Here is a 23,794-nt window from a genome sequence, read left to right on the forward strand (position 1 = left end):
GCCTATAAAGAGAGCGTGCAATGCCAAAACGCACAGACATCAAGAGCATCCTGATCATCGGCGCGGGCCCCATCATCATCGGCCAGGCGTGCGAGTTCGACTACTCCGGCGCCCAGGCCTGCAAGGCCCTGCGCGAAGAAGGCTTCAAGGTCATCCTGGTCAACTCGAACCCGGCGACCATCATGACCGATCCCAACACGGCCGATGTGACCTACATCGAGCCGATCACCTGGGAAGTGGTGGAGCGCATCATCGAGAAGGAGCGCCCTGACGCGATCCTGCCGACCATGGGCGGCCAGACCGCGCTGAACTGCGCGCTGGACCTGCACCGCCACGGCGTGCTGGACAAGTACAAGGTCGAGCTGATCGGCGCCTCGCCCGAGGCCATCGACAAGGCCGAGGACCGCCAGAAGTTCAAGGACGCGATGACCAAGATCGGGCTGGGCTCGGCCAAGTCCGGCATCGCCCACTCGATGGATGAAGCCGTTGCCGTACAGGGCCGCATCGCCCAGGACACCGGCACCGCCGGCTACCCGATCGTGATCCGCCCCTCGTTCACGCTGGGCGGCACCGGCGGCGGCATTGCCTACAACCGCGAGGAATTCGAAGAGATCTGCAAGCGCGGCCTGGACCTGTCGCCGACGCGCGAGCTGCTGATCGAAGAGTCTCTGCTGGGCTGGAAAGAGTATGAGATGGAAGTCGTCCGCGACAAGCAGGACAACTGCATCATCATCTGCTCGATCGAGAACCTGGACCCGATGGGCATCCACACCGGCGACTCGATCACCGTGGCCCCGGCGCAGACCCTGACCGACAAGGAATACCAGATCCTGCGCAACGCCTCGCTGGCCGTGCTGCGCGAGATCGGCGTCGACACCGGTGGCTCCAACGTGCAGTTCTCGATCAACCCGAAGGACGGTCGCATGATCGTCATCGAGATGAACCCGCGCGTGTCGCGTTCGTCGGCGCTGGCATCCAAGGCCACCGGCTTCCCGATCGCCAAGGTCGCGGCCAAGCTGGCCGTGGGCTACACGCTGGACGAGCTGAAGAACGAGATCACCGGCGGCGCGACCCCGGCGTCGTTCGAGCCCTCGATCGACTACGTGGTCACCAAGGTGCCGCGTTTCGCCTTCGAGAAATTCCCGCAGGCCGACAGCCACCTGACCACCCAGATGAAGTCGGTGGGTGAGGTGATGGCGATGGGCCGCACCTTCCAGGAATCGTTCCAGAAGGCACTGCGTGGCCTGGAAGTGGGCGTGGATGGCCTGGACGAGAAGTCGACCGACCGCGACGAAATCGTCGAAGAAATCGGCGAGCCGGGTCCGGACCGCATCTGGTACGTGGGCGATGCGTTCCGCATCGGCATGTCGCTGGAAGAGGTCTACAGCGAGACCGATATCGATCCGTGGTTCCTGGCCCAGATCGAAGACATCGTCAAGACCGAAGGCCTGGTCAAGGCACGCACGCTGGAAAGCCTGTCGGCCGCAGAACTGCGCCACCTGAAGCAGAAGGGCTTCTCCGACCGCCGCCTGGCGCGGCTGCTGAAGGCCGACGCCAAGGCCGTGCGCGAGGCGCGCATCGCCCACAAGGTGCGCCCGGTCTACAAGCGCGTTGACACCTGCGCGGCCGAGTTCGCCACCAACACCGCCTACATGTACTCGACCTACGAGGCCGAGCATGGCGAGTGCGAAGCCAACCCGACCGACAAGAAGAAGATCATGGTGCTGGGCGGTGGCCCGAACCGGATCGGCCAGGGCATCGAGTTCGACTACTGCTGCGTGCACGCCGCGCTGGCGCTGCGCGAAGATGGGTACGAGACCATCATGGTCAACTGCAACCCGGAAACCGTGTCGACCGACTATGACACCTCGGACCGCCTGTATTTCGAGCCGGTGACGCTGGAAGACGTGCTGGAGATCGTCGCGATCGAGAAGCCGGTCGGGGTGATCGTGCAGTACGGCGGCCAGACCCCGCTGAAGCTCGCGCTGGACCTGGAAGCCAACGGCGTGCCCATTATCGGCACCAGCCCCGACATGATCGACGCCGCCGAAGACCGCGAGCGCTTCCAGAAGCTGCTGCAGGACCTGGGCCTGCGCCAGCCGCCGAACCGCACCGCACGTGCCGAGGACGAGGCGCTGCGCCTGGCCGAAGAGATCGGCTACCCGCTGGTGGTGCGTCCGTCGTACGTGCTGGGCGGCCGCGCGATGGAAATCGTGCATGAGCCGCGTGACCTCGAGCGCTACATGCGCGAGGCCGTCAAGGTGTCGAACGACTCCCCGGTGCTGCTGGACCGCTTCCTGAATGACGCCATCGAGTGCGATGTCGACGCCCTGAGCGACGGCAAGCGCGTGTTCATCGGCGGCGTGATGGAGCACATCGAGCAGGCCGGCGTGCACTCGGGCGACTCCGCCTGCTCGCTGCCGCCGTACTCGCTGTCGGCCGAGACCGTCGCCGAACTGAAGCGCCAGACCGCCGCCATGGCCCAGGCGCTGAACGTGGTCGGCCTGATGAACGTGCAGTTTGCGATCCAGCAGAACGACGGCGTCGACACCGTCTACGTGCTGGAAGTGAACCCGCGCGCCTCGCGTACCGTGCCGTACGTGTCGAAGGCTACCGGCATGCAGCTGGCCAAGATCGCCGCACGCTGCATGGCAGGCCAGTCGCTGGATGAACAGGGCATTACCGATGAGGTGGTGCCGCCGTACTACAGCGTCAAGGAAGCGGTGTTCCCGTTCAACAAGTTCCCGGGCGTCGATCCGGTCCTCGGACCTGAAATGCGCTCCACCGGCGAAGTGATGGGCGTGGGCAAGACCTTCGGCGAGGCACTGTTCAAGAGCCAGCTGGCGGCGGGTTCGCGCCTGCCGGAAAAGGGAACCGTGCTGATCACCGTGAAGGACAGCGACAAGCCGCGCGCGGTTGCCGTGGCCCGCATGCTGCACGACCTGGGCTACCCGATCGTCGCCACCCGCGGCACCGCCTCGGCCATCGAGGCCGCCGGCATCCCGGTCAAGGTGGTGAACAAGGTCAAGGACGGGCGTCCGCACATCGTCGACATGATCAAGAACGGCGAACTGGCGCTGGTGTTCACCACCGTCGACGAAACCCGCGGCGCGATCGCGGATTCGCGTTCGATCCGTACCTCGGCGCTGGCCAACCGCGTGCCTTACTACACCACCATCGCCGGCGCCAGCGCCGCGGTGGAAGGCCTGAAGCACATGCAGAGCCTGGAGGTCTATGACCTGCAAGGCCTGCACGGCACGCTGGCGTAAGCAACGCTGCACATTGCCATCCCCCCGGGCGCTTGCGTCCGGTCATGGGGCGGCAGTGCCCGGAAGCCCGCCGGTGTTGATGCCGGCGGGCTTCTTGGCCTAAACTACGTCAAATTCGTCGATCGAGTCGGCCTGGCACCAGCGTAAGCACTGTGCGGCCCTTCGATCCTGTCTGAAAGCCGCGGTTGAGCGGAAGTGCCTGGCCGGTATTGCCAGGATGGCTCCAGCTCCGCTGCGGCTCATTTTTTTGTTGAACAAAGACATGAGCACCATTCCGATTACCAAGCGTGGCGCAGAGCTGCTCAAGGAAGAGCTGCAGCGCCTCAAGGCTGTCGAGCGTCCGGCGGTGATCAATGCCATCTCCGAAGCACGCGCTCAAGGCGACCTCTCTGAAAACGCCGAATACGACGCCGCCAAGGAAAAGCAGGCCTTTATCGAAGGCCGCATTCTCGAAGTAGAGTCCAAGCTGTCGACCGCGCAGGTTATCGACCCGACGCAGCTGGATACCGATGGCCGCATCGTCTTCGGCGCGACCGTCGACCTGGAAGACCTGGAGTCCGGCAGGCCGGTCAGCTACCAGATCGTGGGCGATGACGAGGCCGACCTGGATACCGGCAAGATCTCGGTCAGTTCGCCGATCGCGCGCGCGCTGATCGGCAAGTTCGAAGGCGACGTCGCCACCGTGCTGGCCCCTGGCGGCGAGCGCGAGTACGAAGTCATTACTGTCCGCTATATCTGAGGCCGGTCGGGCCGGGTGCGGCAGTCGGCCGCCTCCGGCCACCGGAAAGACCGGCACGTGTTCTCTTCTTCCTATAACAGCCTGCCCCCGCTGCCGCACCGGCTATTCCTGCTGCTGACGGTGGTCTGGGCAGGCAGCCTGTGGACGGTTGGCTACATGGTGGCGCCGACGCTGTTCTCGGTACTGCCCAGCCGCGAGATGGCCGGGATGATCGCCGGTCACCTGTTCCATACCGAAGCCATCGTGGGCGTGACCATCGGCGTGCTGCAGCTGGTGTTGTGCAACGTGATGATCCGCCGCGGCGCCAACCGCTATCGCAGCCTGCGCTGGCTGGTGCTCGGCATGCTGTGCTGTGTGCTGGTCGGCTACTTCGGCATCCAGCCCTTCATGGGCAGCCTCAAGGAAAAGGCACAGGCGCTGGGGCTGGGGGTATCGGAATCGCCTTACAAGGCGCAGTTCGGCATGCTGCACGGCGCCTCGAGTGCTTTCTACCTGCTGCAAAGCCTGCTCGCGCTGGTGCTGGTATGGCGCGCTTCGGCGCCGCGTTCGGCCGGGGAGTGAGTGCTGCGGCCACCGGGCGGTGGCCGTGTCGAAGGAGCGGGCCGGTCAGCCCAGGGCTTTCTTCTTCTGGCTGGTCGGCCGCGCGCGCGCGCGCTTGACGTTGCCGCCCGCGGTGACGCGCTCGTTGCCGAGGACGGTCACTTCCTTGCGGGTCGGGCGCCGGTTCGGTGCGGCGCTGGGTTTCTTGACAGTCACGGTGCGCGGCGCGGCGCCGCCACGGCGGGCTGTGGCAAGGCGGCCCAGGCTATCCGGCTGGTTTTCCTTCAGGCGTGCCTCGCCCGGGCGCCAGACCACCAGCAGCTTGCCGATGTGCTGGATCGGCGCGGCGTGCAGCGCGTCACAGATTTCTTCGTAGATGGCAATGCGCGCGTCGCGATCATCGCCGAACACGCGGATCTTGATCAGGTCGTGCGCGGCCAGGCTGCGGTCGATTTCGGCGAGAACGGCGCGGGTCAGGCCTTCGGCGCCGACCATGACGACCGGGTTCAGGGCATGGGCACGGGAGCGCAGTTCGGAGCGCTGGGCGGGAATCAGTTGTAGTGCGGGCATAGGTTGGCGCCGGTGGCGCTGGAGTTTGGTGCGCGGCGGGCCCGGCGGGTGCCGGTTCGGCAGGCGGGCGGAGCGCGAATTGGCGCGTATTATCCGTCAATCCGGCACTGTCGGGCGGCAAAATCATCAAAACAGTAGAAAAACCTTGGCACGCGGCGCACGCCGCGTGCCGGGGCAGGCAACAGGCTGGATCTGGCATGGCAAAGAACAAGTTCAACCATTCGTGGCTGCACGACCACATCAACGACCCGTACGTGAAGATGGCGCAACGGGAGGGCTACCGTGCCCGCGCGGCTTACAAGCTCAAGGAAATCGACGAGCAGGACAAGCTGATCCAGCCAGGGCAGGTCATCGTCGACCTGGGTGCTGCCCCTGGCAGCTGGAGCCAATACGCACGCAACAAGCTGGCTGCGTCGACGCGGGCCAGGGACGGGAAGATCGACGGCGCTGTGGTCGCGATCGATATCCTGCCGATGGAACCTGTCGCTGACGTCACTTTCATCCAGGGCGATTTCCGCGAGGAAGAGGTCTTCCGGCAGCTCGAAAGCCTGGTGCTGGAAGCATCCGGTGGCGACAAGATCGACCTTGTTATCTCCGACATGGCCCCCAATTTGTCTGGTGTGGCCTCTGCCGATTCGGCCCGGATCGAGTACTTGTGCGATCTGGCCCTTGAGTTTGCGCAGGCCCACCTGAAGCCGGAAGGCGCATTGCTGGTAAAGTGTTTCCACGGGAGCGGCTATAGCCAGATCGTGGAAAAGTTCAAACGGCAGTTCAAAGTGGTCGCGAAGCGCAAGCCCAAGGCGTCACGCGACAAATCTTCCGAAACCTTTATCCTTGGGCGCTACCTGAAGGCGGTGGATTAACTGATCCGATCGAGGCCAGGGAAAACAAGAGGGCGAAAGTGCCCCACCCGCACCTATCGGCGTCATAGTTTCGCTGTTTCCCCCCGAGGGCGGGCGCTGCATTACAATGCAGCTATCCGTTGGCAAGGCAATTGCAAAGGAGTTCGGCCTTGAATAACAACCTGTTTCAAAAGGCGGCAATCTGGCTCGTGATCGCGCTGGTGTTGTTTACCGTCTTCAAGCAGTTCGACAAGCCCCGTGCGCAGGACAGCGTCACCTATTCGCAGTTCATGGATGACGCCAAGAACGGCAAGGTGTCGCGTGTCGACGTGCAGGGCCGCAACCTGGTGGTCTCGCCGAAGGAAGGCGCCAAGTACACCATCATCTCGCCGGGCGACATCTGGATGGTCGGCGACCTGATGAAGTACGGCGTCCAGGTGACCGGCAAGGCGGATGACGAACCCAACGTGCTGGTCCAGGCGCTGTACTACCTCGGGCCGACCCTGCTGATCATCGTGTTCTGGTTCTACATGATGCGCCAGATGCAAGGCGGCGGGAAAGGCGGCGCATTCTCATTCGGCAAGTCGCGTGCGCGCCTGATCGACGAGAACCAGAACGCCGTCACGTTCCAGGACGTGGCCGGCTGCGATGAGTCCAAGGAAGAAGTGGTCGAACTGGTCGACTTCCTGAAAGACCCGCAGAAATTCCAGAAGCTGGGCGGTCGCATCCCGCGCGGCGTGCTGCTGGTCGGCCCTCCGGGTACCGGCAAGACGCTGCTGGCGCGTGCCATTGCCGGTGAGGCCAAGGTGCCATTCTTCAGCATCTCGGGTTCCGACTTCGTTGAAATGTTCGTCGGCGTGGGCGCGGCGCGTGTCCGCGACATGTTCGAGAACGCCAAGAAGCAGGCACCCTGCATCGTGTTCATCGATGAAATCGACGCGGTCGGCCGCCATCGTGGCGCCGGCATGGGCGGCGGCAACGACGAGCGCGAGCAGACGCTGAACCAGATGCTGGTCGAGATGGACGGCTTCGAGGCCAATTCCGGCGTGATCGTGATCGCCGCGACCAACCGCGCCGACGTGCTGGACAAGGCGCTGCTGCGTCCGGGCCGTTTCGACCGCCAGGTCTACGTGGGCTTGCCGGACATCCGAGGCCGCGAGCAGATCCTGAAGGTCCATATGCGCAAGGTGCCGATCGGCAACGACGTCGACGCCTCGGTGATCGCGCGTGGTACCCCGGGCTTCTCGGGCGCCGACCTGGCCAACCTGGTCAACGAGGCCGCGCTGTTTGCCGCCCGCCGCAACAAGCGCGTGGTCGACATGCAGGACTTCGAGGACGCCAAGGACAAGATCTACATGGGTCCGGAGCGCAAGTCGACGGTCATGCGCGAGGAAGAGCGCCGCGCCACGGCTTACCACGAGTCGGGCCACGCGGTGGTTGCCAAGCTGCTGCCCAAGGCAGACCCGGTGCACAAGGTCACCATCATGCCGCGTGGCTGGGCGCTGGGCGTGACCTGGCAGCTGCCCGAGCATGACAAGTATTCGAAGTACAAGGACAGCATGCTGGAAGAGGTTGCCATCCTCTTCGGCGGCCGGGCGGCGGAAGAGGTCTTCCTCAACGCCATGAGCACCGGTGCCTCCAATGACTTCGAGCGCGCCACCAAGATCGCCCGCGACATGGTGACCCGCTTCGGCATGAGCGATTCGCTCGGCGCCATGGTCTACGTGGATACCGAGCAGGACGGCATGTTCGGCAAGCTGTCTTCGAAGACCGTGTCGGAAGCCACGCAGCAGAAGGTCGACGCCGAGATCCGCCGCATCATCGACGAGCAATACGCGCTGGCCAAGCGCCTGCTCGAAGACAACCGCGACAAGGTCGAGGCCATGACCAATGCGCTGATGGAGTGGGAAACCATCGATGCCGACCAGGTCAACGACATCATGGCTGGCAAGCCGCCACGTCCGCCGCGCGGTGTGTCGGGTCCGAACGGTGGCGGCAGCACGCCTCCGGGCGGCTCGCCGGTGGCGCCGACCAACGCGCCTGCCACGGCCTGATCGCATCAGCTCGTCGGCCTGACGACGCCTGCATGCTGGCTGTGTGATGCATGACCCTGAAGCCGGTGCCTGGTGCACCGGCTTTTCCTTTGGCGCGGCCGGGTTCGCGCACCGCTTTATTGAGTATTCCGACCTTGCAGCAGATTCCAGAGACCCGGTATTTCCAGTGCGGACGCTTCCGTTTTGCGCTAGACGAGCGCCCGCTCGTGATGGGCATCCTCAATGTCACGCCCGACTCGTTCTCGGACGGTGGCCAGCACGCCGGCCGCGATGCTGCCGTGCGCCATGCCGAGCAGATGATCGCGGAGGGCGTGGACATCATCGACATCGGCGGGGAATCCAGCCGCCCGGGCTCGGCCGCGCTGCCGCTCGAGGATGAGCTGGCACGCGTGATCCCGGTGGTCGAGGCGCTGCGCGACTGCGGCAAGCCGCTGTCGATCGACACCTACAAGCCGGAGGTCATGCGTGCCGCCATGGCGGCGGGTGCCGATCTCATCAACGATATCTGGGGCTTCCGCATGCCAGGCGCGGTGGAGGTATTGGCGGCACCCGTGGCGGGAAGAACGGGGCTGTGCGTGATGCACATGCAGCGCGATCCGCAAACCATGCAGGAAGACCCGCATTACCAGGATGTGGTCGGCGAGGTGGCGGATTTCCTGGCCGAACGGATTGCCGTGCTGCGCGCTGCCGGCATCGACGACGCGCGCCTATCCCTCGATCCGGGGTTTGGCTTTGGCAAGACGCCGGATCATAATCTGCGCCTTCTTGGCCAGTTGCCGCGGATCGCGCTGGAAGGCCTGCCGGTACTGGCGGGAATCTCGCGCAAATCTACGCTGGGCGCGATCCTGGGCGGCCGTCCGCCACAGCAACGAATTGCCGCCAGCATTGCTGCCGCGGTGTGTGCGGTAGAGCGCGGTGCGTTTATCGTACGGGTGCATGATGTGGAGCAGACCGTGGACGCGGTCAAGACCTGGTGGGCCGTGCGCAATGAGTCCGTCACGGCGGCCTGAACCATCCCGTCAATCCAAGGCAGGCGCCACAGAGCGCAGGCAGTGCAACGCAAGACAGAACAGAAAGGGAACAGCGAATGACACGCAAGTATTTCGGGACTGATGGCATCCGGGGGCGCGTTGGCGAGGCGCCGATCACCCCTGACTTCGTGATGCGACTGGGCCATGCCGCCGGCAAGGTGCTGGCGCACGGCGCCAAGACCGGGCAGGGCCGCCCGACCGTGCTGATCGGCAAGGACACCCGCATTTCGGGCTATATGCTCGAAGCTGCGCTGGAAGCCGGCTTCACGTCGGCCGGGGTTCACGTGCTGCTGACGGGGCCGCTGCCGACGCCGGGCATTGCTTACCTGACGCGCGCACTGCGCCTCTCGGCCGGCGTGGTGATTTCGGCCAGCCACAACCCTTACTACGACAACGGCATCAAGTTCTTCTCAGCCGACGGCGACAAGCTGCCCGACGCGGTGGAGGCCGAGATCGAGGCCGCCATCGACGAGCCGATGTTGTGTGCGCCCTCCGATGACCTGGGCCGCGCCCGGCGCATCAACGACGCGCCGGGGCGCTACATCGAGTTCTGCAAGAGCACCTTCCCGCATGAGCAGGACCTGCACGGCCTGAAGCTGGTGGTCGATTGCGCCCATGGCGCCGCCTATCACATCGCGCCGCACGTCTTCCATGAACTTGGCGCCGACGTGGTCTCGATCGGCAACCAGCCGGACGGCCGCAATATCAACGCAGGCTATGGCGCCACCGCGCCCGCCAGGCTGATCGAGGCGGTCAAGGCCAACGGTGCCGACCTGGGCCTGGCCTTTGACGGCGACGCCGACCGGCTGCAGGTAGTGGACGCCGACGGCCGCCTCTATAACGGCGACGAACTGCTGTACCTGATCGTGCGCGACCGCCAGGCCAACGGACAGGTGGTGCCCGGCGCGGTGGGCACACTGATGACCAATATGGCGGTGGAACTGGCGCTGCAGCGCCAGGGCGTGGAATTCGTGCGTGCCAAGGTCGGCGACCGCTATGTGCTTGAAGAGCTGAACAAGCGCAGGTGGACGCTGGGTGGCGAGGGCTCCGGCCACCTGTTGTGCCTCGATCGCCACAGCACCGGCGACGGCATCGTCTCGGCGCTGCAGGTGCTCGCGGCCCTGCGCCGCAGCGGCAAGACGCTCGCGCAGCTGCTGGAGGGTGTGTCGCTATTCCCGCAGACGCTGATCAATGTGCGCGTGCAGAAGGGCTTCGACTGGCAGTCGCATGCCGGCTTGCAAGCCGCGCGTGCCGAGGTCGAGCCGGCACTCGAAGGCCGTGGCCGGGTGCTGATCCGCGCTTCCGGCACTGAGCCTGTAGTACGGGTGATGGTGGAGGCTGAGCAGGCCGACATGGCCGAGCGCGCCGCGAAGACGCTGGCTGATGCGCTGAGCGCCTGATCAGTCGCAGCAGTTCGGCAAACGCCGGGGCTCACCCCGGCGTTTTTTTATGCAATTTCGCAATTAACCGCCGTCACATTGCACCGGCATGGCGGTTCGGTGGCGACTCGAAACCCAAGCTGGCAGCGGCTTTCAAGAAGATTTAAAGATGTCACGGAATTGTCATATAGGGAGCATACAGTTCGTCTTGTCAAAAATTTGTCATTCCCAACCAATGTTCTCTGGAGGACATATGAAGCTGGTCAAGACTGCCGTGGCAGGCATCGTTTCGATGGTCGTAGCGGGTACTGCGTTCGCGGCGGAAATTACCGGTGCAGGCGCTTCCTTCCCGGCGCCCGTGTATTCCAAGTGGGCCGACGCATACAACAAAGCAACGGGCAACAAGGTCAACTATCAATCCATCGGCTCGTCGGGCGGCATCAAGCAGATCGGCGCCAAGACGGTCGATTTCGGCGCCTCGGATGCGCCGCTGAAGGACGAGGAACTGAACAAGCAGGGCCTGGTCCAGTTTCCGACGGTGATCGGCGGCGTGGTGCCGGTGATCAACCTGCAAGGCGTGAAGCCGGGCGAACTGACCATCACCGGCGAGGTGCTGGCCAATATCTACCTGGGCAAGATCAAGAAGTGGGACGACCCCGCGATCAAGGCGCTGAACCCGCAGGCCAAGTTGCCGAGCCAGGACATCCTGCCGGTGCGCCGCGCCGACGGTTCGGGCACCACCTTCATCTTCACCAACTACCTGTCCAAGGTCAGCGCTGACTGGAAGGGCACGGTGGGTGAGGGCACCACGGTCAACTGGCCGGGCGGCGGCACCGGCGGCAAGGGCAACGAGGGCGTGGCCGCTTTCGTGCAGCGCCTGAACGGCGCCATTGGCTACGTCGAGTATGCCTACGCCAAGCAGAACAAGATGACCCACGTGAACATGAAGAACGCGTCGGGAACCGTGGTCAAGCCGGGCGACGATGCCTTCAAGGCCGCCGCCGCCGGCGCGGAATGGAACAAGAGCTACTACCAGATCCTGACCAACCAGCCGGGCAAGGATGCATGGCCGATCGCCGGCGCCACCTTCATCCTGGTGCACAAGAACCAGGAAAAGCCGGCGCAGGGCGCGGAAGTGCTGAAGTTCTTCGACTGGGCCTACAAGAGCGGCGCCAACATGGCCGCCGACCTGGACTACGTACCGCTGCCGGAGAGCGTGGTCAACCAGATCCGTTCGACCTGGAAGACCAGCGTGAAGGACGCCTCGGGCAAGGCGCTGTACTGATCTGACGGCATCGCCGCCCCCGCGCGTGCGCTGGGCCGGTGGCCGGGCAGCCTGAATCTCGCCCGGTCACCGCGCTCCCGCCCAGGCGGGAGTGGCGATCCACCCTGAATTCTCCGACATGGCGACTATTCCCTCCGACACCCGCGGCGTCCAGCCTCCGAGCCGGCTCGGCGACATCCTGTTCGGCGGCCTGACGCGCGGCGCCGCCATCGTGACGCTGCTGCTGCTGGGCGGCATCATCGTCTCGCTCGCAATCAGCGCCTGGCCCTCGATCGAGGCCTTCGGCGCGCGCTTCCTGTGGTCCGCGGAGTGGGATCCTCCCGCCGATGTCTACGGCGCGCTGGTGCCCATCTACGGCACCATCGTGACCTCGCTGATCGCGTTGATCATCGCGGTGCCGGTGAGCTTCGGCATTGCCCTGTTCCTGACCGAGCTGTCGCCCACCTGGCTGCGCCGCCCGCTCGGCACCGCCATCGAGCTGCTCGCCGCAGTGCCGTCGATCGTGTACGGCATGTGGGGCCTGCTCGTGTTCGCGCCGATCTTCGGCGAGTATTTCCAGAAGCCCCTGGCCGCCACGGTGGGCCAGCTGCCTGTGATCGGCAAGCTGTTCCAGGGCGCGCCGCTGGGTATCGGCCTGCTTTGCGCAGGCGTGATCCTGGCGATCATGATCATCCCGTACATCGCCTCGGTGATGCGCGACGTGTTCGAAGTCACCCCGGTGCTGCTCAAGGAATCCGCCTACGGCGTGGGCTGCACTACCTGGGAAGTGATGTGGAACGTGGTGCTGCCCTACACCCGCGCCGGCGTCATCGGCGGCGTGATGCTGGGCCTGGGGCGCGCGCTGGGCGAGACCATGGCCGTCACCTTCGTGATCGGCAATACCAACCTGCTGGACAGCGCCTCGCTGTTCTCGCCGGGCAACAGCATCACCTCGGCGCTGGCCAACGAATTCGCCGAAGCCGGCGCAGGCCTGCATACCGCAGCACTGATGGAGCTGGGCCTGATCCTGTTTTTCATTACCTTCGTGGTGCTGGCGCTGTCCAAGCTGTTGCTGCTGCGACTCGCCAAGAATGAGGGCGCCAAATGAGCCAAGCGAGCCAAGCGAGCCAAGCGAGCCAAGCTGTGTCTTCCGTATCTATCCCCGCCGTCCGTCCCGATGCCGATGCGGTGCGCGCGCGCCTGCAGGCCCGCCGCCGCCGCGTCAACCTGTACGCGCTGACCGCTTCGCTGGTGGCGATGGGCTTCGGCCTGTTCTGGCTGGCGTGGATCCTGTGGACCACCGTCACGCTGGGCGTGGGCGGCCTGTCGCTGGACCTGTTCACGCAGATGACGCCGGCACCCAATACCGCTGGCGGCGGCCTGGCCAACGCCATCTTCGGCAGCTTCGTGATGGTGGGCATGGCCACGCTGTTCGGCACGCCACTGGGCATCCTGGCCGGCGTCTACCTGGCCGAGTATGGCCAGCGCTCGCCCTTGGCCAGCCTTATCCGCTTTATCAACGACATCCTGCTGTCGGCGCCGTCGATCGTGATCGGCCTCTTTGTCTACGCGCTGGTGGTGACACGCATGGGCCACTTCTCGGGGTGGGCAGGCATCTGCGCGCTGGCACTGCTGCAGATCCCGATCGTGGTGCGCACCACCGAGAACATGCTGAACCTGGTGCCCAACGCACTGCGCGAGGCGGCCTTCGCCCTGGGTACGCCCAAGTGGAAGATGGTGATGTCGATCACGGTGAAGTCATCGTATGCCGGCATTGTGACGGGCGTGTTGCTGGCGGTGGCACGTATCGCCGGCGAAACCGCGCCGCTGTTGTTCACCGCGCTGTCCAACCAGTTCTGGACCTCCGACCTGAACAAGCCGATGGCCAACCTGCCGGTGACCATCTTCCGCTTCGCCATGAGCCCGTTCACCGAATGGCAGCAACTGGCCTGGGCGGGCGTGTTCCTGATTACCGTCGGCGTGCTGGCCCTGAACATCCTGGCGCGCATCCTGTTCAAGAAGAAATAAGCGGCGCAACGACCTATCCAACGTTTCGCCCTGAAGACTGCAAGCTGACTGCAAGCGAGAGAACGCAATGACCTCCACCGTCATCGACATCCCTGATTCGGTACGCGCCAAGATCGATGTGCGCAACCTGAACTTCTACTACAGCCAGTTCCATGCGCTGAAGAACATCAACATGTCGATCCCCGACCGCAAGGTCACGGCTTTCATCGGCCCCTCGGGCTGCGGCAAGTCGACGCTGCTGCGCACCTTCAACAAGATGTATGCCCTTTATCCCGAGCAGCGTGCCGAGGGCGAGATCAACATGGACGGCGACAACCTGCTGACCGCCAAGCAGGACATCGCCCTGCTGCGCGCCAAGGTCGGCATGGTGTTCCAGAAGCCGACGCCGTTCCCAATGTCGATCTACGACAACATTGCCTTCGGCGTGCGCCTGTTCGAGAAGCTGTCGCGCTCGGAAATGGATGACCGCGTGGAATGGGCGCTGACCAAGGCGGCGCTGTGGAACGAAGCCAAGGACAAGCTGCACCAGTCGGGCTACGGCCTGTCCGGCGGCCAGCAGCAGCGCCTGTGCATCGCGCGCGGCATCGCCATCCGCCCGGAAGTGCTGCTGCTCGATGAGCCGTGCTCGGCGCTGGACCCGATCTCCACCGGCCGCATCGAAGAGCTGATCGCCGAGTTGAAAGACGAGTACACCGTGGTGATCGTTACCCACAACATGCAGCAGGCCGCGCGCTGCTCGGACTACACCGCCTACATGTACCTGGGCGAGCTGATCGAGTTTGGCGAGACCGAGAAGATCTTCATCAAGCCGCACCGAAAGGAAACGGAAGATTACATCACCGGCCGGTTCGGCTGATTCCGAAGCTGGAAAGCAGGGCAAGGATTAGCATATCCATAGCGGCCAGGAGAAACCCATGACTGACAAGCACCTGTCGACCCAGTTCGACGCCGACCTCAATGCGATCAACACCAAGCTGCTGCAGATGGGCGGGCTGGTCGAATCGCAGATCGAAGTTGCCATGCGCGCGCTGGCCGACTTCGATGCCGACCTGGCCGATCAGGTCATCGCACGCGAGCAGCAGCTTAACGCGCTGGAAGTCGAGATCGATGCCGATTGCGGCAATATCATCGCCCGGCGCCAGCCGACCGCGCGCGACTTGCGCCTGGTGATGGCCATTTCCAAGACCATCACCAACCTGGAACGCGCCGGCGACGAGGCGGAGAAGATCGCCAAGCGCACCAAGCACATCATGGAAGACGCGTCGGCGCACAGCATCAACTATGCCGAGGTGAAGCTGTCGGGCGAGATGGCGATCTCGCTGCTGCGCCAGGCGCTGGATGCCTTCGCCCGCCTCGATACCGTGGCGGCGGCGCGCATCGTCAAGGACGACAAGGCCATCGACGAGGAATTCCGCGGCTTTGTGCGCAAGCTCATCACGTACATGATGGAAGACCCGCGCACGATCTCGGTCGCGCTGGATTTCCTCTTTATCGCCAAGGCGGTGGAACGCATCGGCGACCACGCCAAGAACATCGCGGAATTTATCATTTACATTGTCAAGGGGACTGACGTCCGCCATGTCTCGCGCGAGGACATGGAACGCGAAGCCCTGAGCTGAGCCGCCTGATTGCGGAGAACGATACACATGCCGAGCAGTATTCTCGTCGTCGAAGACGAACCGGCGATCGCCGAACTGATCGCCGTCAACCTGCAGCACGCGGGGCACTATCCGATCCGGGCCTATAACGCCGAGCAGGCGCTGTCGCTGATGAGCGACGTGCTGCCCGACCTGGTGCTGCTGGACTGGATGCTTCCGGGCAAGTCGGGCGCGAACTTCGCCAAGGAGTTGCGGGCCAACGACCGCACCCGCCAGATCCCGATCATCATGCTGACCGCCCGCGGCGAGGAGCAGGACAAGGTGATGGGCCTGGAAGCCGGCGCCGACGACTACGTTACCAAGCCGTTTTCGCCCAAGGAGTTGCTGGCGCGCATCAAGGCCGTGCTGCGCCGCCGGGCGCCGCAGCTGACCGACGACGTGGTGGCGATCAATGGCCTGCGGCTGGACCCGGCCACCCATCGTGTCACCGGCGAGGACGACAGTGGCACGATCAAGCTGGACCTTGGTCCGACCGAGTTTCGCCTGCTGCACTTCCTGATGACCCATCCGGAGCGCGTGCACAGCCGTTCGCAGCTGCTCGACCAGGTCTGGGGCGACCACGTCTTTGTCGAAGAGCGCACCGTCGACGTGCACATCAAGCGCCTGCGCGCGGCGCTTACCCCGGGTGGCTACAGCAACATGATCGAGACCGTGCGGGGCAGCGGCTACCGCCTCGCGCGCGCTCCCGGCGCCTGAAGGGGCCGGCTGGCCGGGGCGGCGCCATTCGCCCCGCGCCACTTCTCACGCTGCTGGCAGGGCGCGGCGAATTCGTGGCACACTCCGTCGCAACCCATGCGGCCGCTGCCGGCCGCTAGCCTGAACCCTGCGCATGAATGTCATCTGGGCCCGTTCCGCGGCTATCCTGATCAGCCTGGTGGTGGTAGCCGCCGGCGTCTTCCTGGCCTTCGGCCCGATCGCCGCACTGGCCCTGGCCTGCGCGGCGCTGTTCGGGCTGCTTTGCTTCTACCTGTACCAGATCAACCGCCTGTGGAAAGTGCTCGACGCGCCCGTCTATGGCGAGATCCCAAGTGCCGTGGGCTTGTGGGGCGAGGTGTATTACCGGCTGCACCGGCTGGTCAAGCGCTGGCGCACGCAGGTGCTGCAGGTTGAGCGACAGCACACCCGCTTTATCCAGGCAATCCAGGCTTCGCCCAACGGCGTGCTGATGCTGGACGATGCCGACCAGATCGAATGGTGCAACGACGTGGCCGAGCAGCACTTCGGCCTGAACGCGCGCCGCGACGTGCGCCAGCGCATCACGCACCTGATCCGCCGGCCGGAGTTTGTCCACTACCTGACGCGGCAGCGCTTCGATGATCCGCTGGTGATGCGCGACATGGGCGAACACAAGCACAGCGTGATCGCGGTGCAGATCCTGCCCTATGGCGACAACCGCAAGCTGGTGATCACGCAGGACATCACCAAGCTGGAAAACACCGAAGCGATGCGCCGCGATTTCGTCGCCAACGTCTCGCATGAACTCAAGACGCCGCTGACGGTGCTGACGGGTTTCCTGGAGACCGTGCGAGACCTGCCGGTGTCGGAGGACGATCGCCGCCGTTATGTCGACATGATGCTGGTGCAGTCGATGCGCATGCAAAGCATCGTCGAAGACCTGCTGGCGCTGGCCAAGCTGGAAAGCGATGCGCAGCCGCCGGGCAACGACATGGTGGCCGTGGCGGCGATGGTCGCGCACCTGATGCATGATGCCGAGGCGCTGTCGCAAGGCCGGCACAAGATCACGGCCGAGATCGACCCCACGGTGGGATTCCGCGGCGCCGAGACCGAGCTGTTGTCGGCGCTGGGCAACCTGGTGTCCAACGCAGTGCGCTACACGCCGGAAGGCGGGCGTATCTCGTTGCGGCTGGGCTGGGAAGAGGGACATGCCGTGTTCTCGGTCGCCGACACCGGGCTTGGCATCGCCGCCGAGCATATCCCGCGGCTGACCGAGCGCTTCTACCGCGTCGACCGCAGCCGTTCGCGCGATACCGGCGGCACCGGGCTGGGCCTGGCCATCGTCAAGCACGTGCTGTCGCGCCACCATGCCGACCTGCGCGTGACCAGCGAGGAAGGGCGCGGCAGTGTGTTCCGCATCATCTTCCCGCTGGAGCGAAGCGTGCGCAGCCTGCACGACGCGGCCGCCGCCGTGCCGGTATCGCCGCAGGCACCGGATTCGTCGCGCCGGGCTGCCTGAGCGGTCCGCGCCGCCGGTCCAGCAAAGCAACAAGCCCCGCCGCGGCGGGGCTTGTTGCTTTCCGGGCAGCAATCACGGATTGCCGCCGAACATCGCCAGCATGTCGTTCTGGCTGACGCGCGGATGCCTGGAGCGGGTCTGCTTGCGCATGTAGTTGCCGTCGGGCTGCATGATCCATGCGGAAGCATTGTCGCGCAGGTGCACCTGCAGGCTTTCCTTGATCACGCGCGCCTTCAGCGCCTTGTCGAGCACCGGGAACGCCACCTCGACGCGGCGGAACAGGTTGCGGTCCATCCAGTCCGCGCTGGACAAGTACAGCACCTCTTCGCCTGCCGCGCGGAAATAATAGACGCGATGGTGTTCCAGGAACCGCCCGACGATGGACCGCACCGAGATGTTCTCGGACATGCCCGGCACGCCCGGCATCAGTGCGCAGACGCCGCGCACGATCAGGTCGATTTTCACTCCCGCGCGCGAGGCCTTGTACAGCTCGTCGATGATCGACGCCTCCAGCAGCGCATTCATCTTGGCGATGATCCGGGCCGGCTTGCCGGCGCGCGCGTTGCGGGCTTCGGCGCGGATATGCTCGACCAGGTTGGTCTGCATGGTGAACGGCGACTGCCACAGGTGGTTCAGCCGGATCGTGCCGGCGGTGCCGGTCAGCAGCTGGAACACATGGTGCACGTCTTCGCAGATCGCCTCATCGGCGGTCAGCAACCCGAAATCGGTGTAAAGGCGCGCAGTGCGCGGATGGTAGTTGCCCGTGCCCAGGTGGGCGTAGCGGCGCAGCTTGACTTGCTTGGCCTTGGGGCCGGCCGGCTCGCGGCGAACGATCAGCAGCATCTTGGCGTGGCACTTGTGGCCGACCACGCCATAGATCACGTGAGCGCCTGCCGATTCCAGCCGCTCGGCCCAGTTGATGTTGGTCTCTTCGTCGAAGCGCGCAAGCAGTTCCACCACCACCGTGACTTCCTTGCCGTTGCGCGCGGCGGTCATCAGCGCTTCCATCACCAGCGACTCGTTGCCGGTGCGGTACACGGTCTGCTTGATCGCGACCACGTTGGGATCGGCGGCGGCCAGTTGCAGCAGATCGAGCACCGAGCTGAAGCTCTCGTACGGATGGTGCAGCAGCACATCCTGCTGGCGCATCACGTCGAACATCGAGGCCCCCGCGGCAAACGCCTTCACCGGTGCCGGCACATAGGGCGTGTACTTGAGGGCGGGGCGATCGACCATGTCGGGGATCTGCATCAGCCGCACCAGGTTCACCGGGCCGGAAACACGGTAAAGGTCCTGTTCGCTCAGGCCCGATTCCAGCAGCAGCCGGCGCGACAGCGGAGCCGGCGTGTCGGAGGACACCTCCAGCCGCACCGTGTCGCCGAAATGACGAGTCGGCAGTTCGCCCTGCAGCGCTTCACGCAGGTCGGTGATCTCGTCCTCGGAAACGAACAGGTCGGAATTGCGCGTGACGCGAAACTGGTAGCAGCCGTGCACCGCGATCGCCGGGAACAACTCATGCACGAAGCCCTGCATGAACGACGACAGCATCACGAAGCCGAACGGGTAGCCCGACAGCTTCTCCGGCATCTTCACCACGCGCGGCAGCGCGCGCGGCGCCTGCACGATGGCGAGGTCGGCGTCGCGGCCGAAAGCATCCTTGCCGGACAGCTCGACCACGAAGTTCAGGCTCTTGTTGAGCACGCGCGGGAAGGGATGGGCGGGGTCCAGCGCGATCGGCGTCAGCACAGGTGCCAGCTCACGCTGGAAGAACTCGCGCGCCCATTCGCGCTGCGCGTCAGTCCAGGTTGTGGTCAGGTGGAAAAAGACACCTTCTTTTTCAAGAAGTGGAAAAATGGTGTTCTGCAGCATGTCATACTGCGAAGCAACAAGCCGCTGCGTGCGCTCGGTGACAAGCTGGTAAGTCTGCTGGAAGGACAGCCCGTCCGGCGTCAGCCCCGAAGCGTTGTCGCGCATCTGTTCCTTCAGGCCCGCCATGCGGATTTCAAAGAACTCGTCCAGATTGCTGGACACGATGCAGATAAACTTCAGCCTTTCTAGCGCCGGTACCTTAGGATCCGCGGCTTGCGCCAGTACGCGGGCATTGAATTCCAGGATGCCCAGCTCCCGATTGAGCAGCGTGCTGGACGGCGTCGTCGACATGATCATGACCTTCTTTTGGTAATGTGGCGACTTTTTCATAAAATCGTGTCACTTTTATGACAGTTTGATTTTGTCATGAGGCGGACATGACAAGGACATATTTTTCCGGGGCGCGAGCCGCGGCAGCGGGACGATCTACCCGGGCCGGGCTACGCAACACGACCGCGAACCAGCCCTCCTAGCACACGATGAACAACACTCCACGCCTGCTCGCCGCCGTCGACATGGGCTCGAACAGTTTCCGCCTGATGATCGGGCGGGTGGACGAGACCACCACGGCCAACGGTACCGCGAGCCAGATCTTCCAGGTCGACGCCCTGCGTGAGCCAGTGCGGCTGGCGGCTGGCCTGACGCCCGACAAGTACCTCGACCAGCCCGCGCGCCGGCGCGGCATCGATGCGCTGCGGCGTTTCGGCGACCGCCTGCGCGACTTTGCGCCCGAGCAGGTGCGTGCGGTCGCCACCAATACGCTGCGCGTCGCCAAGAATGCATCCGAGTTCCTGATCGAGGCCGAGAACGCGCTCGGATTCCCGATCGAAGTCATCGCCGGGCGCGAAGAAGCGCGGCTGATCTATCTGGGCGCTTCGCACGATGCGCCGGCCTGCCAGGGCAACCGGCTGGTGGTGGACATCGGCGGCGGCTCGACTGAATTCATCATCGGCAGCGGCTACCAGTCCAAGCTGATGGAAAGCCTGTACATCGGCTGCGTATCGCATAGCCGGCAGTTCTTCCCCAGCGGCAATGTCGACGAATACGCGATGAAGCAGGCCGAGCTGGCCGCGCGCCGCGAGATCCAGGTGCTGGTGCGCCAGTACCGCGCCGCCGGCTGGGAGCAGGCGGTAGGTTCGTCCGGCACCGCGCGCGCGCTGGCCGAGCTGATCGAGCTCAACGGCATGAACGACAACCCGGCTGACCACGGCATCACGCGCGAAGGACTGGAGCGCCTCAAGCGCGCGCTGATCAAGGCCGAAAACACCAACCGCGTCAAGCTTACCGGGCTGAAGGCGGACCGCATCCCGGTGCTGCCGGGCGGGTTGTCGATCATGCTGGGCGTGTTCGCCGAACTCGACATCGACCGCATGGACGTCACCGACGGCGCGTTGCGCCTGGGTGTGCTCTACGACCTGCTGGGGCGCAGCCACCATGAGGACATGCGCACCGTCACGGTCGACCAGTTCATGCGCCGCTATGGCGTTGACCGTGCCCAGGCAGGGCGCGTACGCGGTACCTCGCAGGCGCTGCTGGCACAGTTCCCGGATCCCGCCAACGAACGGCGCGATGACAACCTGGCGCTGCTGGGCTGGGCCGCGAGTTTGCATGAGATCGGCATGTCGATCTCGCACAGCGGCTACCACAAGCATTCGGCGTATATCGCCACGCATGCGGACATGCCGGGCTTCTCCAAGACCGACCAGGCGCGGCTGGCCACGTTGCTGCTGGGACATGCGGGCAAGCTTGGCAAGCTGTCGGGCAGCGGCAAGTTCGTCGACTGGCGCATGCTGTTCAGCCTGCGCCTTGCCTTCGTGCTGTGCCGGCGCCGTTCGGATGTCGGCTCGCCCGATATCCGCGTCAGCCAGCTGTCCGAGGCGCTCGACGAGGGCTTCGAGGTGCGCCTGCCCAAGATGTGGATCGAGGCCAATCCGCTGATCGAATACAGCCTCGCGCAGGAGGCCGACGAATGGCAGCGGATCGGCAAGCGCTACAAGGTCGTCTACGACTGACGAACGACTGAGCGTGAAGGAGGGGGCCGCCGCTCGGGCGGCCCGGATCATACGGCCTGGTTCAGGCCGAGGAAGTGGCGGGCGTAGCGCGGGTTCATGTCGTTCACGCGCAGCAGTGTCAGGAAATCGGCCACGTTGAAATCCGGATCCCACGCCGGCTGGCCGCAGATCTTTGCCCCGAGGCGCAGGTAGCCCTTGATCAGCGCGGGCGGGTCGACCTCGAGCTGCTGGTTCAGGTCTTCCACCGGCAGCGGCAGACGCGGAAAGGCATGGTATTCGATCGGTGCCAGGAAACGCTCGCTGAACAGCCGGTGCAGGCTGGCCGCATAGTGGCCGCCGTCGCTCATCGGCACGCTGGCGCAGCCCAGCATCGACTCGATGCCCCAGCGCTGCAGATACTCGCCCAGCCCGCCCCACAGCGCCATGATGACGCTGCCCGAGCGATAGTCGCGGTGCACGCAGGAGCGGCCCAGTTCCAGCATCTTGGGGCGCAGGTGGGAAAGGCGAACCAGGTCGAATTCCGATTCCGCGTACAGGCAGCCCAGGCGCTTGGCCTGGTGCGGCGGCAGCACGCGGTAGGTGCCGACCACGCGCAGCGTGGCCATGTCGCGTACGATCAGGTGGTCGCAGTAGCCATCGAACATGTCGATGTCCAGCTCGGGCACCGACGACGTCAGGCGTGCGCCCATCTCTTCGGCGAACACCTTGTAACGCAGGCGCTGTGCCTCGACTACTTCGTCCTGGTGGCGCGCCCACGCCACGCTGAGAGCAGGCGACTCACTTGCCTTATCCGATTGGCGATGAAGACGGCTCCGCGCCGTCTGGCCGGCAAGGCCATTGGGCAAAGAGTCGAAAAGCGGCTGGGTCGGCGTGGGGAGGTCTCGCATCAGTATGTCCTTTTGGTGACGAAACTGTTGCGATGCAATGTAGTGAGCCGCGGTGACAGTGCCGTGACCCGGCGATGACGCTTCCGTGACGTCGGGCGCGCCGCTGGTAGCGTTGCCGGTAGCGCCGTTGCACGGCCGGGCGGCTTCGGGGGAAGGGTCTGCCGGCGCGCTGGCGCCTTGGCGGGGACGATGGGGGTCCGGCGGGCAATCCATGGGAAATCTCCGAGTCACCTGCGGTCGAAGCCCATGCCTGGCACGGCGAGGGCGGCGCGGCCAGGGGGCGGCGCCGTAGCGACTCTAGGGAGCGGAGAATCCGGCTGCCATCAGCTATTTCAGATTTTGCCGGGCGCGACCAGGCCGGATATGCCAGAGGCCGCAGCCGGCTTTTTCGGGCCGGCTGGGGTTGCGAATTTGGAAATATCCGGACTTCGTCAGAGAAATTCGGGATTGATGACGGCGCGCAGCACGGTCTGCGCCTCGCTTTCGCGGGTCCGTCCGGTCAGCCACCAGATGCCTGCCTTGCGCACGCTCCAGTCCATCTCGCTGCCGGCCAGAAGCAGGCTGGCGACGCGGCCAATCCACGGTTGGTGCCCGACCACCACCACGTGCTCGGTGCGTTCGGGCCACTGGACCGCGGCCAGCACCGAACTCACGTCGGCGCCGGGGGCCAGCGCCTCGACGATCTGCGCGTCGCCCGTCAGAGCCGCCGCGGTTTCGCGGGTGCGTACGGAGGGACTGCACAGCACGCGCGTATCCGACGGCAGGTGCGCACGCAGCCATTTGGCGGACGCCTCCGCCTGCTTGCGGCCGCGACGCGTCAGGGGCCGCTGCATGTCAGCGTGGCGGCTCAGGCTGAGCGCGTCAGGGAGGTCTTCGGCTTCGGCATGGCGCCATAGGATCAGGTTCATGTCGGACGTGGCGATGGTGAAGCTTCGAGTATGGTGAAGCCGCCCGGCCAGCGCAAGCGGATGGCCGGCGCCACGAATGGCCGTAAACGAAATCGGGCTGCCCGTGGGGCAGCCCGCAAGTGTATCCGGGCGCGGTGCCAGTTCCATGGCAGCGCGTCTGCAACGCCCCGGAATCCACTTGTGACGGCGGGAGCGGCGGGCTCCGGCCGTGCGAAGACTCAGGACTTGTGGCGGAAGTTGATGCGGCCCTTGGTCAGGTCGTAGGGCGACATTTCCAGGGTCACGCGGTCGCCGGCCAGGATGCGGATGCGGTGCTTCTGCATCTTGCCCGAAGCGTATGCCCAGATTTCCACGCCGTTTTCCAGCGTGACACGATAGCGGTTGTCAGGCAGGGCTTCCGACACCACGCCGCCAAATTCAATGAGTTCTTCCTTAGCCAATCTGCTTTCCTTTTCGGCAGCCCGCGAAGGCTGCATGGTTGCGTTATCAAAAATTCCGGTCCGGTTCGGCCGGGCCGAGGGCACGGCGCGAACCAGCGCACATTCGCCAG

20 protein-coding genes are annotated in these 23,794 nt (G+C 64.9%); 15 read left to right on the top strand and 5 right to left on the bottom strand.

Annotated elements, in window-relative coordinates; translation table 11 throughout:
* Positions 1-20: 20 nt before the first annotated feature.
* From carB to J8I82_RS00195, 3 genes are all read left to right on the top strand, one after another.
* Positions 21-3,269 carry a carbamoyl-phosphate synthase large subunit gene (gene carB / locus J8I82_RS00185; RefSeq protein WP_209753742.1) on the top strand — a complete coding sequence of 1,083 codons (3,249 nt, stop codon included), beginning with the start codon at positions 21-23 and terminating at the stop codon, positions 3,267-3,269.
* Positions 3,270-3,531: 262 nt separating this feature from the next.
* Positions 3,532-4,008, top strand: coding sequence for a transcription elongation factor GreA (gene greA / locus J8I82_RS00190; RefSeq protein ID WP_063238187.1), 477 nt, complete (start codon positions 3,532-3,534; stop codon positions 4,006-4,008).
* A gap of 57 nt (positions 4,009-4,065) precedes the next feature.
* On the top strand, positions 4,066-4,569 hold the full coding sequence (locus J8I82_RS00195) for a DUF4149 domain-containing protein (RefSeq protein WP_209753743.1): 504 nt from the start codon (positions 4,066-4,068) through the stop codon (positions 4,567-4,569).
* Between the two features lie 45 nt (positions 4,570-4,614).
* On the opposite strand, the gene J8I82_RS00200 is transcribed toward J8I82_RS00195, so the two are convergent.
* Entirely contained in the window at positions 4,615-5,118 is a 504-nt protein-coding gene (locus J8I82_RS00200; RefSeq protein WP_209753744.1) for a YhbY family RNA-binding protein, read from the bottom strand.
* Positions 5,119-5,315: 197 nt separating this feature from the next.
* On the opposite strand from J8I82_RS00200, the gene J8I82_RS00205 reads away from it, so the two are divergent.
* From J8I82_RS00205 to phoR, 11 genes are all read left to right on the top strand, one after another.
* Entirely contained in the window at positions 5,316-5,981 is a 666-nt protein-coding gene (locus J8I82_RS00205; RefSeq protein ID WP_209753745.1) for an RlmE family RNA methyltransferase, read from the top strand.
* Between the two features lie 149 nt (positions 5,982-6,130).
* Positions 6,131-8,014 (top strand): ATP-dependent zinc metalloprotease FtsH, encoded by a 1,884-nt coding sequence (gene ftsH / locus J8I82_RS00210; protein WP_133096095.1) that lies wholly within the window; start codon positions 6,131-6,133, stop codon positions 8,012-8,014.
* Between the two features lie 134 nt (positions 8,015-8,148).
* Positions 8,149-9,024, top strand: a complete 876-nt coding sequence (gene folP / locus J8I82_RS00215) for a dihydropteroate synthase (protein WP_209753746.1) — start codon at positions 8,149-8,151, stop codon at positions 9,022-9,024.
* Positions 9,025-9,101: 77 nt separating this feature from the next.
* On the top strand, positions 9,102-10,445 hold the full coding sequence (gene glmM / locus J8I82_RS00220; protein ID WP_209753747.1) for a phosphoglucosamine mutase: 1,344 nt from the start codon (positions 9,102-9,104) through the stop codon (positions 10,443-10,445).
* A 232-nt stretch (positions 10,446-10,677) separates the two neighbouring features.
* Positions 10,678-11,709 (top strand): phosphate ABC transporter substrate-binding protein PstS, encoded by a 1,032-nt coding sequence (gene pstS, locus J8I82_RS00225; RefSeq protein WP_209753748.1) that lies wholly within the window; start codon positions 10,678-10,680, stop codon positions 11,707-11,709.
* 118 nt (positions 11,710-11,827) lie between these two features.
* The gene (gene pstC, locus J8I82_RS00230; RefSeq protein ID WP_209753749.1) at positions 11,828-12,796 is read left to right on the top strand and encodes a phosphate ABC transporter permease PstC; all 969 of its coding nucleotides are present in this window, start codon (positions 11,828-11,830) and stop codon (positions 12,794-12,796) included.
* The gene (gene pstA / locus J8I82_RS00235; protein ID WP_209753750.1) at positions 12,793-13,716 is read left to right on the top strand and encodes a phosphate ABC transporter permease PstA; all 924 of its coding nucleotides are present in this window, start codon (positions 12,793-12,795) and stop codon (positions 13,714-13,716) included. Before pstC ends, pstA begins: the two co-directional genes overlap by 4 nt.
* 67 nt (positions 13,717-13,783) lie before the next feature.
* Positions 13,784-14,572: a phosphate ABC transporter ATP-binding protein PstB gene (gene pstB / locus J8I82_RS00240; RefSeq protein WP_209753751.1), complete on the top strand. Its 789-nt coding sequence runs from the start codon at positions 13,784-13,786 to the stop codon at positions 14,570-14,572.
* Positions 14,573-14,630: 58 nt separating this feature from the next.
* Positions 14,631-15,335 (top strand): phosphate signaling complex protein PhoU, encoded by a 705-nt coding sequence (gene phoU / locus J8I82_RS00245; RefSeq protein ID WP_209753752.1) that lies wholly within the window; start codon positions 14,631-14,633, stop codon positions 15,333-15,335.
* A 27-nt stretch (positions 15,336-15,362) separates the two neighbouring features.
* A complete protein-coding gene (phoB, locus tag J8I82_RS00250; RefSeq protein WP_209753753.1) occupies positions 15,363-16,070 on the top strand; it encodes a phosphate regulon transcriptional regulator PhoB in 708 nt (235 codons plus the stop codon).
* 133 nt (positions 16,071-16,203) lie between these two features.
* Positions 16,204-17,568: a phosphate regulon sensor histidine kinase PhoR gene (gene phoR, locus J8I82_RS00255; RefSeq protein WP_209753754.1), complete on the top strand. Its 1,365-nt coding sequence runs from the start codon at positions 16,204-16,206 to the stop codon at positions 17,566-17,568.
* Positions 17,569-17,640: 72 nt separating this feature from the next.
* Here the strand turns inward: phoR and ppk1 are convergent, their stop codons facing one another.
* A complete protein-coding gene (gene ppk1 / locus J8I82_RS00260; RefSeq protein WP_209753755.1) occupies positions 17,641-19,767 on the bottom strand; it encodes a polyphosphate kinase 1 in 2,127 nt (708 codons plus the stop codon).
* Between the two features lie 149 nt (positions 19,768-19,916).
* On the opposite strand from ppk1, the gene ppx reads away from it, so the two are divergent.
* On the top strand, positions 19,917-21,449 hold the full coding sequence (gene ppx, locus J8I82_RS00265; protein ID WP_209753756.1) for an exopolyphosphatase: 1,533 nt from the start codon (positions 19,917-19,919) through the stop codon (positions 21,447-21,449).
* Positions 21,450-21,496: 47 nt separating this feature from the next.
* On the opposite strand, the gene J8I82_RS00270 is transcribed toward ppx, so the two are convergent.
* The 3 genes from J8I82_RS00270 to infA all read right to left on the bottom strand — a co-directional run bounded on the left by J8I82_RS00270 (position 21,497) and on the right by infA (position 23,684).
* A complete protein-coding gene (locus J8I82_RS00270; protein ID WP_209753757.1) occupies positions 21,497-22,336 on the bottom strand; it encodes a GNAT family N-acetyltransferase in 840 nt (279 codons plus the stop codon).
* Between the two features lie 431 nt (positions 22,337-22,767).
* Positions 22,768-23,244, bottom strand: a complete 477-nt coding sequence (locus tag J8I82_RS00275; RefSeq protein ID WP_209754384.1) for a SixA phosphatase family protein — start codon at positions 23,242-23,244, stop codon at positions 22,768-22,770.
* A 218-nt stretch (positions 23,245-23,462) separates the two neighbouring features.
* Complete coding sequence (infA, locus tag J8I82_RS00280) at positions 23,463-23,684, bottom strand: translation initiation factor IF-1 (RefSeq protein WP_008641674.1); 222 nt, start codon at positions 23,682-23,684, stop codon at positions 23,463-23,465.
* Positions 23,685-23,794: the final 110 nt, after the last annotated feature.

Origin of the sequence: Cupriavidus consociatus (genome assembly GCF_017814975.1) — a bacterium.
GTDB classification, from domain to species: domain Bacteria; phylum Pseudomonadota; class Gammaproteobacteria; order Burkholderiales; family Burkholderiaceae; genus Cupriavidus; species Cupriavidus consociatus.